Origin of the sequence: Paenibacillus sambharensis (genome assembly GCF_003233845.1) — a bacterium.
Classification (GTDB): domain Bacteria; phylum Bacillota; class Bacilli; order Paenibacillales; family Paenibacillaceae; genus Paenibacillus_I; species Paenibacillus_I sambharensis.
On the sequence record NZ_QKRB01000036.1, the window covers coordinates 193,186 to 207,136 of the forward strand.

Below are 13,951 nucleotides of genomic sequence, written 5' to 3' on the forward strand. Positions count from 1 at the left end.
ATAGGAATAGAGCTTGAAACGAGGTGAAGGAATGAATGGATCCCAAAAAGATACTAGCCACCCTCTGGGGCGCATTGCCATTGCGGGCGATCTGCTCCTAGACCAGTACAGTGAATGCGAGGACGGATACTCCGATAACGAACAGGTTGACCTGTGGAATATTTACAGCACACGATATTTTCCCGGAAATGCGGCGAATGTGGGAAACAATGTCTGCTCGCTAGGGGCTGCCGGGCAGGTACTGGGCGTAATTGGAACAGATTATGAGGGAGATCTGCTGCTTGCTAACCTGCATCCCAAGCTGGATACATCTGCTGTAGCGAGAACCCCTCTAAGGGGAACGACATTAAAGACAAGGCTGCAGCAGCAGTCGGCAACCCGCTTGCGTATCGACCGTGAGGACCGGAGTCCCCTGGACCCGGATGTGAAGCAAACGCTGGCGAAAATGTGGCGCTCCCTGGCACCTGGCGTTAATGGATTCATCCTCTCGGACCTGGGGAAGGGCCTATTTGATGCAGAGCTGATCCAGACATTCATTACAACTGCGAGAAGCTGCGGGATACCTGTATACATAGATCCTTCCGGGAATGACCCTGGCCGGTACCGGGGTGCCACGGCAATCTTCCCGAATCTGAATGAATTTAACCAGTTAACCTCCTCTTCGTTCGGAAGCGCTGTCGACGCTATTATGGCGGCCCGGAAGCTAATGGATGAATATGACATCCAGATGCTTGTACTGAAGGATGCAGGCCGCGGCTGCTGCCTGATTGAAGCCGACCGCTGTTATTGTCTTCCTGCGTTATGCCGCAATCCCCTGTCTGTAGTAGGCGCAGGCGATTCTCTTATCGCAGCCTTTGCCGTGTATGCCTCCATTGGCGCATCTTCCGCAGATGCCCTCCTTGCTGGCGCTCTTGCTGCAGGGGTCGCGGTATCGAAGCCATTCACTGCCACGGTAACCCCGGAGGACATTGCAGCGCTGTCTCAGCAGCGGCATATTCAGAATTTAATTTTCACACGGAGAGGAGGAGACAAGGAATGGACTTATTCAGCGCAAAGCTGAAGCAAAACCGGCTCTATGCCAGAAACAAGGGGAGACGGTTGTTTATTGCTGCCCCTCTCCCCATGGGATCCGACGTCTTAAACCGGCTTGCCGGACAGACGCGTTCTATTGTCGCCATACACATGGCATCTGGCGCGAGCATAGACGCCGGGTACCTGGCGGAACAAGGCTTCCACACCGTTTGCGTTGGAGACGGCGCCTCGCTGGCCGTGCTGGACAGCTGGTTTGCGGGAGCAGAACCGGAACAACAGGCTCCAGCGTCTCCGTCAGCCCATGAACCATTGTGGGGATTTCTCGCCGAGCTGAACGACAAGGCCGAAGCTTTTCTCGTCAATGATATGCTCATCCAGTGTGTTCCCCGGCATTTCCTGTTGAACGGTGTCGTTAAGGGCGACGCCTCTCTATATTTCCCCCTGTTCACCGACGTCTTGCCCCGCCGTCCATTAGGTAAAGGCAGCCGTACAACAGCAATCGTGGCAGACTGGTTCTTCGGATATGGCGACTCCTTAATGGCGATTCCCCTTCTGCAGGACAGTATCGACCGCCGAAGAAGCCGGGGAGAGCCGGTTCATGTGCTTGCCAGGGAAAAGACTGTTCCGTTCCTTCGTAAGCGGCTGAACCACTGCTCTGTTCTGGGATTCATGGACAGCTATCACATGTACGAGGCCATCACCAAATCCGACCGTTACGTGGATGTTATATTACTTTCCCTTCGATTGACTGCACCAAAGCTGCATCATGTTGTGGAATTATGGGCCCAGGCGCTCGGCGATCCCCAGCTGTTGAACCGTTATGCCCGCACAGGCACAGCGGTATCACCAGCCGACTCCTTATTAGCGGAGGAGGCAGTCCGGCTCCGGCAGCAGTATAAAGCCCTTATCGGCTTTCAGCATCATACTGGAGAAGCGGCACGCTGCTGGCCGCAGCGCCATGCCGAGCATTTCGCACAGCATTGCATGGAAGCGGGTATCGGACTCATTCCGCTTTCCCCCACAGCTCACCCCCTGCCATGCGCAACAGATTGGAGCCGGCTGCCGCTGGACCGCGCACTAAGCGCTGTCCCTCTGCTTGATGCCGTTGTCGGCATTGACAGCGTGTTCGGGCATGCTGCCGCTCTTGCCGGTATTCCCAATCTTACAATCTGGGGGAAGAATGTACCCCATCTGCAGAAGAACAGCCCCTCTTCCTTCTCCTTCCTCAGCTTCCGCCCGCTGTATATGAATTACAGTATGGTTCCCGAGAGCAATCGGAGCGAGGATATCACGCCAGATCACGTGTTTCAGCGTCTCATTGAGATGCTGGACGGGCATCTCCCCCTGAAGCAGAGCCGGATAACAATTGAGGATACATTGAATGGATTCCATATCGAGTGGGTGAAATCATGACCAGACACCTTGTGCTCTATGACCGCACATCGCAGCGAAAGGGCGCTGCTGCTGCAATGAAGGCACTAGCGGAGGAATGGCGGCGAAATGGATACACGGTAGCCCGCTACGGCGAAGAGGCAGCACAGCCTGACGTGCGGTTGTGGGAGGAACATGAATACGGCAGCAGTTGCCATGGCCGCCGCAGCTTAGGGATTGTTCTGGCTGATTCTACTATTTTGTCGGACAGGCATTCATACCGCAGTGCCAACTCCCTATGGCCGGTACCCGTGAAGATAACGGCTCTGGTCATTGACGACCGCATTGTTAATTTCGGACACCGGTTCGTCAGCCTGCAGTTCTCGCCTTTCTGCTATGTATTTGCGGCCGAACGCCACAGCAGCAGCTATGCTCCGTTAGTTGCTTACCTGATCAACAAATTCGCAACAGAGGAGGAAGCGCTATGAGGAATAAGATCGTTGAACGCTCCGAGCTGGTACAGCGGTTATCGAACGGTTCGGTTAATGCCGGGGAAATGGTACTCGCCGGAGGATGCTTCGATCTATTCCATGTCGGGCATCTGGACTATCTGGAAGAGGCCGCTGCCCTGGGCAGACCGCTCATTGTCGGTATCAACTCTGATGAATCTGTCATCAGAGTGAAGCAGAGGGCGCCTTTGTTTCCGGCATTCGAACGATGCCGCATTGTGGCAGCCCTGCACGCCGTCGATTATGTATTTATTTTCGGCGAAGATAACCTGTGTACCTCGCTCGAGCTCCTGCGTCCCTCGCTCTTCGTGAAAGGGGTCGATTACCGGGATCGAGATTTCCCTGAACGGGAGACCGGAATGCGCATCGGCTGCGAAATCCGCTGCCTGGGCAGCAGCAAGGCGGCATCTTCCTCCATCCTGTCAGACAAGCTGTTTGAACGGCATCGGCCTGACCCTGACCCTGGCTCATAAACCACTGCTCCGCTAAATAAAGGAGGACTGTCCCCCGGGCTATCAGCGCCCTTCGGACAGTCCTATTTGTCTGCTTTTTTGAACCAGGTAGTCACCGATAACAAGATAATCCAAATCAATTCGCAAGAAGCAGGCAACCGCATCTTCCGGTGACTCCACGATTGGCTCCCCGTTATCATTGAATGAGGTATTCAGCAGCACCGGAGTCCCCGTCAAGGCATCAAATGCCTTGACCAGCTGATACAGCTGCGGGTTCAATGATGAATTGACGGTCTGGACCCTGCCTGTCCCGTCGTAATGGGTGACGGAAGGAATATCACTTTGCCGGGAAGGAATAATCTCCGGCACGAGCAGCATGTAATACGAGGGATGGCGCAGAGCGAAGTATTCCTCCTGCCGCTCCTCCAGTACGATCGGGGCAAATGGACGGAACGGTTCGCGATGCTTCACCCGGCGGTTTAATATATCCTTCATGTCCGCCTGGCGCGGGTCCGCGAGAATACTGCGATTGCCGAGTGCGCGCGGTCCGATCTCGGAACGCCCGCTGAACCACCCGATGATACTGCCTTCCGACAACAGCCTGGCAGCCGTGTCGTATATATTTGCAGGCTTCGTAATATTAAGCCGGGTAGCATGGGCCGCAAGCGCCCTTGTACACTCATCTGTGCTGTATGTTCTGCCTAGGTAAGGGGAGAACGGACGCGGGTCCGCGGTGCGGATGTTATCCTTATGCCTGTAATGTGCGTAGAGGGCGCTGCCAATGGCAGTGCCCGCATCACCTGAAGCCGGTTGAACGAAGATTCTCTTGAATGGCGTAAACCGCAGCAGCTTCTCATTAGCTACACTGTTTAGTGCCACGCCTCCAGCCAGACACAGGTTCTCTGCTCCCGTTAAGCGGTGCAGATACCTGCATGCAGCAATCCAGGCCTGCTCGGTATGATACTGTACCGCATAGGCCACATCCCTTCGGGCCTGATCGCCCTCTCCTTCCCGGCCGCATACTTCTGCAATGAAGGACCGCATGTGTGCAAGCTGGGCCGGGGTTTGACGGAAGCGTCCCAGACTGTCCAGTTCATACAATTGCGAGAATGCTGCCACATACCGGCCGGTGCCGTAAGGTGCGAGGCCCATCGTCTTGCCATCCTCCAGGAATCCGAATCCGATCGCCGCTGTTGCCTCCTCGTAGAATTTCCCAAGCGAATTGGCAATATCGCTATCGGCTTCTTCGCCGTAAATTCTGTCCAGCAGCACGAGTTCTTTTCCTCTGCCGTAGTAGAACGAGAACGTTTCCTTGCGGCTTCCGCCCTCCTCTTGGCTCCCGCGGCCATCCGCTACAAGAACGGCCGCTTCCTCAAAGGAAGACGGATAATAAGCACTGGCAGCATGGGCAAGATGATGGTTCATCAAGGTAATGCGCCCTGCGTATTTGGAGTAGTAAGCCGGTTCGATAATATCACTGCCAATGATTTCATCCATGTCATCTATCGTAAGACCGCTGGCATCAAGGCAGTAGCCTGCCGCTCTGCAGTGACGCATGCTCACTCCAAGATGGAGGGAGTGCTTTGCCCGTGTAACCCGTTCCTCCTCAATATAGCTCTCTAGTAGACCGCCACGTGTTACGCAAGCCGAGAAGTCATGGGTCGATCCGCCGAGGCCCAGTATATTCAATGCGCTCCCCCCTTTACAAATGTTCAATTAAGCCAGCCGGCACAGGATGTCGCTCAGACACTTACGCTCCTCCTCCATCATGCCATCAAGCAAACGGCATGCCCTCTCCTTATATTTAGTCTCTCTCGTCCACATATAGCGGATCGCAGACTTGCGGATAATCTCAGCGTGACGATATATGGGATCATAAGCCTGCTCGCAGCTGTCATCCGTCAGTGCTCCCGTCTTTCGCATATACGCGAGCCGCTGCTGCATAATCATCTTGTGCTCCAGCCATAAAGTGAAGTAAACCAGCTTTACTTCTCTCTCCCGCCGCTCCACGGCTTCAAGCTGCTCAATTAATATGTGCGGAAGCTGTACGCCGCCGTTCAAATATTCCCTCAGCAATGTCTGGACCTGGCCAGTCCGAAAGTCAGCGCCTTCCCGGTCAGATGCCCGGAGCAGCCTAACCGGATGCCGCTTCGGATCAGGCGGACTGGCACTCCAGAATGCCTGCTCCATATGAATGGCCGGCAGCTGGCGTTGTTCAAACACGCCATTCTTGCTGATCGCGCAGTAGGAGAACAAGTCCTGAGAAGAATCATAGCCATATACCAATATGTCCTTCATCACGCGTGAGCCCGTATATACCGCCCGGTACTGCAGATAGTACTGGCTGACGGAAGCCCATACGTAATAACCGCCCTCCAGACTTTGTTTCAGCAAGGTAGAAATATTGGCTGGACGCTCGAGCATCGTCCGCCGGTCTACCGTCTGTGTATGCAGCAGCCCTGCATCCGGAGCGGGAGAACAGAAGCCGATCTCTCCTGTAAGGGGATTTCCATACATATCGATATAATTAGAGAAGAGCCATGGCTTATAGTCAATATCACTTGATTCCAGCACACTTAGAGGGAAGGCATGCTGCGGGTCGCAGGTTATCAAGGATGGCCTTATTGGAAGACTTATCGTTTTCAATCAGATACAACCTCCTCATTCACTTATTCTTCGGCGTACGTGTTGAGCGGCTTCAGCTCATCGTCTATGAACAATCCATTACGTCGGACAAGCCTGCCGTCAAAGTACAACTCGCCTCCGCCATATTCTTCCGCCTGGTGCAGCACCAGGTCCCAGTGGATGTCCGATACATTGCCGTTATCGGCCATAGGGAACGCCTGCCCTAATGCGATATGAATACTGCCCGCCATCTTCTCATCGAAGAGCAGCTGGTTCATTGGCCGGGGTATGCAATTGTTCAGTCCGATGCCGAATTCGCCAATCCGCGAAGCGCCTTCATCCGCAGCCAGCAGCTCGGCAAGCCGGCTGCTTGAGCCCGGGAGGGGTGCTGCCTTGCCTTTGCGGAATTCAAGCCCCACCTGCTCGAAGGTCATCCCAAGGAACGAGGTCGGAACATTGAACGTTATAATGCCTTCAGCCGATTCTACAAGCGGCGCGGTAAAAATTTCGCCATCGGGCAGGTTGTATCTCCCGTCACACATATAGTGGGACATCCCCGTAATATCAAATGTTAAGTCCGTCCCTGGTGAGACAATCCGAACCTCACGCGTCGACATCAGTCTCTCCCCGAGCGGCCGGGCACGCTCAGCCAGCCTGTCATAATCAAGCAGACATGAACGCACGAAGATAGCATCCAGCTGTTCCCTGCCCATTCTTGCGAGCTGAGCCATTCCATGCGTCGGATACTTGAGCAGCAGCCAGCTTGGAAGCATGGCCATCCGGTGATGCCAGGGAACCAGAAAGCGCTTCATGTAGGCTGCATAGCGGGCTTCCTGAATATCGCTAAACTCATACTGGTTTTGATCTGCCCGCAGGCCTATGTAAGCGTCCACTCCGTCCATTCGCGACAGCTCCGCTTCCGCCCATGCACTGAGCTGCTCTTCTGAACTGCCGGATATGAGCGCTTTGAGGTAGGCGGCAGAGGTCTCCCTGAGCTGCACAACCGCTCCCCTGCGGCACAGCTCGTTAACGATCGCAGACCCAAGCGGCTGTACCTCTCCCGAAAGATCAACCAGCACCTTCTGTCCCGCCGTTACGGCTAACGAACGCATAACTATGGTTTGTGCGAGCCGTTTTACATCGCCATAATTCATCACCTTGTCCCCCTTTCTTTCAGTGTATCGATCATCTCCCGCTCCTGTTCCCGAAGCAGACTGCATTTGTCGATAATAGAGGAAGCCGGAAGCTTGCCGGACAGGATTGCTCTATTGACACTATTGCGCAGTGAATCCGCTGTTCTGGCGCAATCCGCCAGCATTCGGGGGATAGCGGGATCAAAGCCCATATAGGCGGTGAAGGCGGCAAATTTATCCCGTGAGCCGTTCAATAATGTGAAGGCTGCGCTTATTGACCGCAGAAGCCCTTCCTGCAATGCCCCGTCTTTGGATTCTTCCATCCATTGAATGATGAGCTCGTACAGGCTGAGATCGTCTTCAAATCCGGCCAGCCATGTTTTGTACCGGGAAATAATTCCTTCAGTAGAAACTTGAGGGGGGCCTTGCGTGGGCGAGGGCTCAAAGCAGGTTACCTGCTTTAAGCCGTACGGAGAGTCGAATGCGCGGCAAATTGCTTCATGCGTGTACGCGTAGACAAGCAGGTGAGACGACCTTTCATCCAATACCAGCCAATCGCCATCCTTTCTTCCGATCAGGGCGAGGGAGTGGGGCTCATGATGCTTCCCGTAGACATGCGGGCGGGTATGCAGATAATACGTATCCACTGACAGGAATACAATGGTGCAATTTTGCAGCCGCCGAATGATTTCATCCTCCACCTCACGGAAGCTTTCCGCATAACGGGTATTCTGCACGACGCCGATTAACGGCCAGTCAGACTCTTGAAAGCCTTCTTCATCAAACTGCCATCGTTCCTTCTTCTTTACGAAGAACTCGTCATAGAGCGTGCTCGTCTTCTCCAGCGCATTGTAGTAAAGGGCTTCAACGTGATAACCCCGCCACTTGAGATAACTGACATACTGGCCCTTGGAGCAGTCCAGATAGTTCAGGTCATATACCCGAATTTTCTCCGTCTCTCCCAACACACTGGCAATGTCACCCGTCAACTGAAGTCCCCCTTCCCGGGGAAGACTCCGTCAGGGTCGGCATCGTAATGGTCTGTATGATATCAATTGCCTCATCCATACTGGCCGGATGCTGGTGGTAATAGTGCACATCCTTCAGCAGATGAAGCGTCGATCTTGGAAGCCGCGCGGCTAGGCTGGCCGTCATGCTGTCGCGCTGTCCGCATATCACATGGAGCCCGTGCCTGTTCCGGCTGTACAGCTCTTCCGGCACAAGCTGATCCAGCTCTGACAGCAGGGCTCGTCCCAGACATTGGCCGTGCAAATACAGCGGGTGGGCGCCGAGGCGCTGCATATACCGGTACTGCTCTTCATTGAAATCGCTCAGTGTGTAATAATCGGAGCCCGGGAACAGCAGACGTGTATCTACTGCCTCTTCCCTGTCGAACAATGCAAGCGCACCAGGGTCCAATACATCCTTCGCAGCAGGAATTGGACCGATCAGAGGAGACAGCAGGACCGGTATGCAGGTCTGGCCGGTTTGCTGTTCCCAGGCTAACGCCGCCGATTGCGCGACAACTGCGCCTAATGCGTGTCCGATCATATAGATCCTGCCCGGCTTCCGCTTCGCTGTGAACGTCTTAAGTGCGGCAAGTGTATCGTCAATCATAGAAGCAATCGTAGCTTCCTCCAGCAGGCCCGCACTGTCTCCATGCCCCATATAGTCAAACTGGACAACCCACTGATTATGTTCGGCAAGCCTTTTCCTAAGATTTGAGAACAGATAATTCTTCTCGCTCATCGCCTGTCCAAGCCCAGCCAAGGTGATAATCAGCGGCTGTTCAGTTCGCTCGGCAGAGGTGTATTCCTCAACCGCTGCTAGCCGCATTCCCGTTCCGAATCTGAATTGATGCCACAAATCCCAGCCCTCCATTCCCTGACTGCTATCTGTCCCACAAACGCACAAGCCAATCGGATGACAGCTTCATTAACTCCCGTTCGAGCGGAACGGAGGTGAACAGGTGTCCTGCCTTATCTACCCTGCACACTGTATTGCGCCCGTCGCCACGGTAGACGGCATACCGGTCGGTTGCCAGCTGCTCCATTTCCTCCTTGATCAGCAGGTCGTCATTGCCATAAACCATAATCGAACGCCCCTGAAAGTCCGACAGCTCCCGGTTGATGTCAATGCTCTGCAGATCCCGGTAAAATTCCATGCCTACCCATAACCCCGCCCAAGGCATAACCAGGCTGTCCCGGTCGCGCGAGTGCCGGGTGAAACGGGGATGCTTCTTATTCGGAAAGTTGCCGCCGATCTCACAAAACAGCGGGCTCCACAGCACCAGGTCCTTCACAGTAGTTCTTTGCGATGCCATCAAGGCAATGCGAGCGCCATCACTGAAGCCCAGATAAGCCATTCGGCTCTTGTCGACCGCCCTTAATGTTGCCGCATACCGATGTGCCGCAATTATGTTGGACACCTTCGTTGAGGTCGTCATATGATGATATTTGCCATCGCTTAACCCCAAGCCGTAATAGTCAAAGCGCAGGAAAGCGATACCCATGCCAGCAAGCATCCTCGCGAATTTGATTGCAAGGCGGTGCACCTCGTACCGTTCGCCGTTCTTACCCGGACAATAGATCACAAGCGGACAGGGCCATGTGCTCTGCTCAGGAAGGTGAAGGACCCCTGCGAGCCATCCCTGGTCAAATATTTCCACCAGACGCTCTTCTGTCATCTGGTTCCCTCCTTTCTTCCCGAATGCCTCACTGCGTCTGCCGCCAGCCGGAAGGTGCAGCGCACACTGGGGACGCCTTCGATCTTACCCTCAGCCGAGAAAAGCATTCTTCCATCCTCTTCCGCTGTCCATTTCACGGAATAAACGACCGTATCACCCGGAAGAGAAGGCTTCAGCAAGCGTATCTGAAGCTGTGCGGCTTGAAGAAATTCAGGCTCCGGCTCATAACCGGACAGCTTCACGAGCAGCTCACAGGACTGCTTTATTCCCTCGAGCAGCAGCATCCCGGGAAATACACTGTAAGACGGAAAGTGGCCCCGAAGGAAAAAGTCGCTGCTCGTAATGTTCTTCAGCGTACTGATCTGCTGAGACGGAATGCAGGAGATAATCCTGTCTACGAATATCCAGGGCTTCTTGTAGGGCAGCTCTCGCAGCAAATCGGGTCTCATCCCCTTATTCTCCTTCCAATTCAGCCTTGGCGACGGCAACCGAAAGCTGAGCCTCAGCGATTGGCGATCCTCCGCTCCCCTGAATGGTCCCATGCAGGACAGCGCTCTTGGTCAGTAACCGATACGGTTTAACCATGAATACAAGCGTCTCCGGCCACATGACCGGCCGGTGGATATCTGCCCGTACTGTACCAAGCATCGGAAACTCATGTTCTTCAAGGGGGGCCGTCTCCAGCTGGGTAAGCAGTACACCGGTCTGCGCCAATCCTTCGAGCAGTATCGCGATGGGCACATAATCTAGGCCGCCGAATGCATCACGGTAATCGGCCGGATTAAACCGGGCCTCCAGCTTATTTCCGGGGATATATAAAGACACTTCATCGACCAGTCGGAAGGGAGGCTTATGGGGAAGCAATTGTAGAATTTGTCTCACATCCAATTGGCCAGTACCCTCCGTCTTATCGTTCCGACACGATGACCATCCGCAGGCTGTCCGGGCTTAACGCAGAGCGGTCCAGCCCCCCGTACACCCCTCGGACGGTCAGCCCGGCGGCATCTGTCAGCCGGATAATTTCCGTCGCTGCATACAACCGCAGATCAAGTATCCTGGTCTCAAGCTCCCCGTCCTTCATCCAGGAAATGGTTTCGGTCCAGCGTCCTGTTATACAGTCAAACTCCCGCCTGGACCACACAGGCTGCTGGCCCATCTCCTCCCACGTACGTGCAGCGAGCTTGCGCAGCTTCCGTTCCCGGTTCTCCAAGTCTTGAAGAAACACCCCTCCGCTGCGCAGGGCCGCATGGACTCTGCACAAAATATCAGCGTCCTCCTTCTCTTCCCTGACATAGCCAAAAGCGGTGCCGACATTGATAATGGCATCAAATTCCCCCAAGAACGAGAGGTCTCGCATATCGCCATGAATCCAGCGAATATCTGCACCTGCTGATGATGCCCGCTGCGCGGCCACCTCCAGCAGGGCAGCGGAGCTGTCGTATCCAGTTACCTTATACCCGCGGAGCGCCAGCGGGATCGAAATCCGGCCCTGCCCGCAGCCAAGGTCCAGAACTGCCGCTCCCGGCGGCAAATCCAGGATCTCGGTGATTTTTTCTATCTCGTATGCGGTTCTCTCCGCATGCAGAATGGTTTCAGAGAAAGCTACATAGTCATGCTGGAAAAATTGGGTCCAATGTTCTGCCGAATTCGTCATTTCACATTCTTCCTTCCGCTTGGGATTTCATTGCCCGTCAGTTCCTATGTGGGCTGCGGGAAGCTGGCTTGGACTCAAGCCTGAACACTCCCCTGCACCGTCTTAATGATGTCGGATACGGATGTTGCTTCCGAGATTTCCAGCTGGTCATCCTGAAACTCAAAAGCAAACTGCTCTTCGAGCAGTACGACCAGCTCCATATACCGAAGCGAATCGAACCCTATTTCGTATAACAAGCTTCCATCTTGAATCTCCTCGACCGGAAGCAATCCACATCCCTGATTACTAAGAAGCAGGCGAACCGCTTGAGATATATCCATACGTCTCCCCCTATGTTAAATCTGCTGTAAGTATATAGAGGACTGCCCAGATGTTGCTCGGGTTATGTTACGGAACACGGCATTCGAGATAGCGGGAAGCCTCCAATGCGCCTTCCTGCAGCCGCTCCCCGAATGGCTCCAGCTCAACCGTCAGCCACTCCTGATACCCGATCTCGCTCAGAGCTTCAATCGCCGCATTAAGGTCAAGCTCTCCCTTTCCAGGCCAGCAGAAACGCGTCTTCCGGATTCGACGCGGTGTGGACCGAGCCTCAGCAGACCGGTTGGCATTCACATATACAGCGTCTTTAAGGTGGATGGACCGTATTTTGCAGCCATACTTTCTAAGGAAAGCGGGAATGTCAATCTGGGCTTCCGCCAAATGGCCAAAGTCAGGGGCAAGTCCGATTCCGGCAGGCAGCCGCTCCATGAAATAATCTATCTGCTGTTCAGTAAAGAACAAGGAGCCTAAATGCGGGTGGATTCCGACGGAAATGCCTTCATGACGGTATCTGCGTGCCATCTCCCCGATCAGTTCGAGCATCCGGCTAGCTGCATCAATGGACCACCGCTGCGTAAAACTGAAGCCTGGGGAGAGAATGACTAGCCCCGTATCCATAATGGACAAGGTACGTGCGAGCTTCTGGTGATAAAGGTACAGTTCCCTTCGACGTGCCCAATTCTCGAAGTGTCCCAGCTCGTAAACGGCCGACAGCTTGATCTGACAATAGGCCAGCTGTTCCTTCAGCAGCGGCAGCCTGTCCGCATAGGCGAGCAGCAGCTGGCTTCCCGCCTCGCAGAACCGGAAGCCAGCCTCTGACACAGCAGTTAGTCCCTGGAGGTGCTGCCTGCCCCATGGAGCGAGATGACAAGCCCGCTTTATCCGGGAGTCCGTCATGATGCATCCCCCTCCTCCAACTCCTCATTGAGATGCTGAAGCTCAGGCAGAGTGAATATTCCGTTATGGCGGACAAGCGTTTCGTCAAAATATAGAGCACCGCCACCATGCTGCGTGAGCTGGGATAGAACCAAATCCATATGGACGGTGGACACATTTCCATTGCCCGCCTCCGAATAAGAGTTTCCCAGAGCCAAATGAATGCTGCCGGCCATCTTCTCATCATACGCGGGCGTACCGATTGGAGAGGTTATCGCGGGATTGAGCCCGATTCCAAACTCGCCGACTCGCGAGGCGCCGTCATCCTTGCCCATTAAGGCAAGGAATGCTCGTGTGTCGCTGCAGGTTACGTCAACAACCCGCCCTTCACAAAATTCGAGCCGGATGTCCCGGAAGCACCTCCCGTAAGCATGGAAGGGGACATTGAACGTAATGGCACCATTCACCGAATCCAGCAGAGGAGCAGTAAATATCTCGCCGCCCGGGAAGTTGTGTGACCCGTCGCATAACCGGCTGGCTTGCCCTTCAATAGAGAATGTCAGTTCAGTGCCAGGCGACACAATGCGTACGCGGCTGGTACGCTCCAGCAGCCTGCTTACAGGAAGATACCGGGTTTGAAGATGCCTTCCGGCATAATCGCATGAACGGACAAACATCGCTTGCAGCTGGTCCAGGCTCATCTGTGCGAGCTGGGCCAGCGCATCTGTCGGATAGTGCAGCAGCAGCCACTTGGGTTTGGCGGCTGCTGCTGCCAATATAGGCTGGTAGAGCAGCTTGTAGTATAAGACCAGCCGGTCCGGAGGAACATCCTCCATCTCATACATATTCCTGTCAGCTGTCATGTTAATATAGGCATCCATTGATTTCAGCCTGGACAGCTCCTGTCTTGACCACAGCAGCAGGGATTCGCGTGAGGAGCCCCTGATCATCTCCTTGATCGTGGCTGTCGTCATGGTTTTCACAATAGGAAATGCTCCCGCATCATAAATCTTCCTGACCAGCATGGGTGTCAGCGGCTCGTCTCCGGAGCTGTCCACCAGGACTCTCTCTCCCGGCTGAAGCAGCAGAGAGTCATGGACAAGGAACGATGCCACCTTCTCCAGTTCATCGCTATACATGTCTTGGCCTCCCCTCTCTTCCCGCACCAAACACATTTCACCGCGTATAGAGCGTAACTCTGGCATCAGATCGCCGCTCGGCATTTATCGGCCGTTTCCCCTGAAACCGTGCCAAAGCCGCAACGAAAACAGATCGTACAAAACCTTCTTTGCCCT

16 protein-coding genes are annotated in these 13,951 nt (G+C 54.5%); 4 read left to right on the top strand and 12 right to left on the bottom strand.

All coding sequences use genetic code 11. From position 1 onward, the window contains the following. Window positions 1–31: 31 nt before the first annotated feature. The 4 genes from DNH61_RS06385 to DNH61_RS06400 are packed head-to-tail and all read left to right on the top strand — an operon-like array spanning window position 32 to window position 3,385. On the top strand, window positions 32–1,060 hold the full coding sequence (locus tag DNH61_RS06385; protein ID WP_111145832.1) for a bifunctional heptose 7-phosphate kinase/heptose 1-phosphate adenyltransferase: 1,029 nt from the start codon (window positions 32–34) through the stop codon (window positions 1,058–1,060). After that, on the top strand, window positions 1,036–2,445 hold the full coding sequence (locus tag DNH61_RS06390) for a glycosyltransferase family 9 protein (RefSeq protein ID WP_111145833.1): 1,410 nt from the start codon (window positions 1,036–1,038) through the stop codon (window positions 2,443–2,445). Before DNH61_RS06385 ends, DNH61_RS06390 begins: the two co-directional genes overlap by 25 nt. Continuing rightward, window positions 2,442–2,891: a hypothetical protein gene (locus DNH61_RS06395; protein WP_111145834.1), complete on the top strand. Its 450-nt coding sequence runs from the start codon at window positions 2,442–2,444 to the stop codon at window positions 2,889–2,891. Before DNH61_RS06390 ends, DNH61_RS06395 begins: the two co-directional genes overlap by 4 nt. After that, a complete protein-coding gene (locus tag DNH61_RS06400; RefSeq protein WP_111145835.1) occupies window positions 2,888–3,385 on the top strand; it encodes an adenylyltransferase/cytidyltransferase family protein in 498 nt (165 codons plus the stop codon). Before DNH61_RS06395 ends, DNH61_RS06400 begins: the two co-directional genes overlap by 4 nt. Window positions 3,386–3,427: 42 nt before the next feature. Here the strand turns inward: DNH61_RS06400 and DNH61_RS06405 are convergent, their stop codons facing one another. From DNH61_RS06405 to DNH61_RS06460, 12 genes are all read right to left on the bottom strand, one after another. Beyond that, the gene (locus DNH61_RS06405; protein WP_111145836.1) at window positions 3,428–5,053 is read right to left on the bottom strand and encodes a carbamoyltransferase family protein; all 1,626 of its coding nucleotides are present in this window, start codon (window positions 5,051–5,053) and stop codon (window positions 3,428–3,430) included. Window positions 5,054–5,080: 27 nt separating this feature from the next. Then, window positions 5,081–6,010, bottom strand: a complete 930-nt coding sequence (locus DNH61_RS06410; protein ID WP_111145837.1) for a DEAD/DEAH box helicase family protein — start codon at window positions 6,008–6,010, stop codon at window positions 5,081–5,083. Window positions 6,011–6,033: 23 nt separating this feature from the next. After that, window positions 6,034–7,143, bottom strand: coding sequence for an aminopeptidase (locus DNH61_RS06415; protein WP_181438601.1), 1,110 nt, complete (start codon window positions 7,141–7,143; stop codon window positions 6,034–6,036). Continuing rightward, window positions 7,143–8,111, bottom strand: a complete 969-nt coding sequence (locus tag DNH61_RS06420; RefSeq protein WP_111145839.1) for a hypothetical protein — start codon at window positions 8,109–8,111, stop codon at window positions 7,143–7,145. Before DNH61_RS06420 ends, DNH61_RS06415 begins: the two co-directional genes overlap by 1 nt. Continuing rightward, window positions 8,101–8,988, bottom strand: coding sequence for an alpha/beta hydrolase (locus DNH61_RS06425; protein WP_181438602.1), 888 nt, complete (start codon window positions 8,986–8,988; stop codon window positions 8,101–8,103). The genes DNH61_RS06420 and DNH61_RS06425 overlap by 11 nt, the downstream gene beginning before the upstream one ends. Before the next feature lie 25 nt (window positions 8,989–9,013). Continuing rightward, the gene (locus DNH61_RS06430; RefSeq protein ID WP_111145841.1) at window positions 9,014–9,808 is read right to left on the bottom strand and encodes an alpha/beta hydrolase family protein; all 795 of its coding nucleotides are present in this window, start codon (window positions 9,806–9,808) and stop codon (window positions 9,014–9,016) included. After that, complete coding sequence (locus DNH61_RS06435) at window positions 9,805–10,257, bottom strand: 3-hydroxyacyl-ACP dehydratase FabZ family protein (RefSeq protein ID WP_181438603.1); 453 nt, start codon at window positions 10,255–10,257, stop codon at window positions 9,805–9,807. Before DNH61_RS06435 ends, DNH61_RS06430 begins: the two co-directional genes overlap by 4 nt. Window positions 10,258–10,261: 4 nt before the next feature. Further along, window positions 10,262–10,696: a hotdog family protein gene (locus DNH61_RS06440; protein ID WP_111145843.1), complete on the bottom strand. Its 435-nt coding sequence runs from the start codon at window positions 10,694–10,696 to the stop codon at window positions 10,262–10,264. Between the two features lie 19 nt (window positions 10,697–10,715). Then, complete coding sequence (locus DNH61_RS06445; RefSeq protein ID WP_111145844.1) at window positions 10,716–11,462, bottom strand: class I SAM-dependent methyltransferase; 747 nt, start codon at window positions 11,460–11,462, stop codon at window positions 10,716–10,718. A gap of 74 nt (window positions 11,463–11,536) precedes the next feature. After that, complete coding sequence (locus DNH61_RS06450; protein WP_111145845.1) at window positions 11,537–11,782, bottom strand: phosphopantetheine-binding protein; 246 nt, start codon at window positions 11,780–11,782, stop codon at window positions 11,537–11,539. A 67-nt stretch (window positions 11,783–11,849) separates the two neighbouring features. Then, on the bottom strand, window positions 11,850–12,677 hold the full coding sequence (locus DNH61_RS06455; RefSeq protein ID WP_111145846.1) for a sugar phosphate isomerase/epimerase family protein: 828 nt from the start codon (window positions 12,675–12,677) through the stop codon (window positions 11,850–11,852). Continuing rightward, entirely contained in the window at window positions 12,674–13,795 is a 1,122-nt protein-coding gene (locus DNH61_RS06460) for an aminopeptidase (RefSeq protein ID WP_181438604.1), read from the bottom strand. Before DNH61_RS06460 ends, DNH61_RS06455 begins: the two co-directional genes overlap by 4 nt. Window positions 13,796–13,951 lie beyond the last annotated feature (156 nt).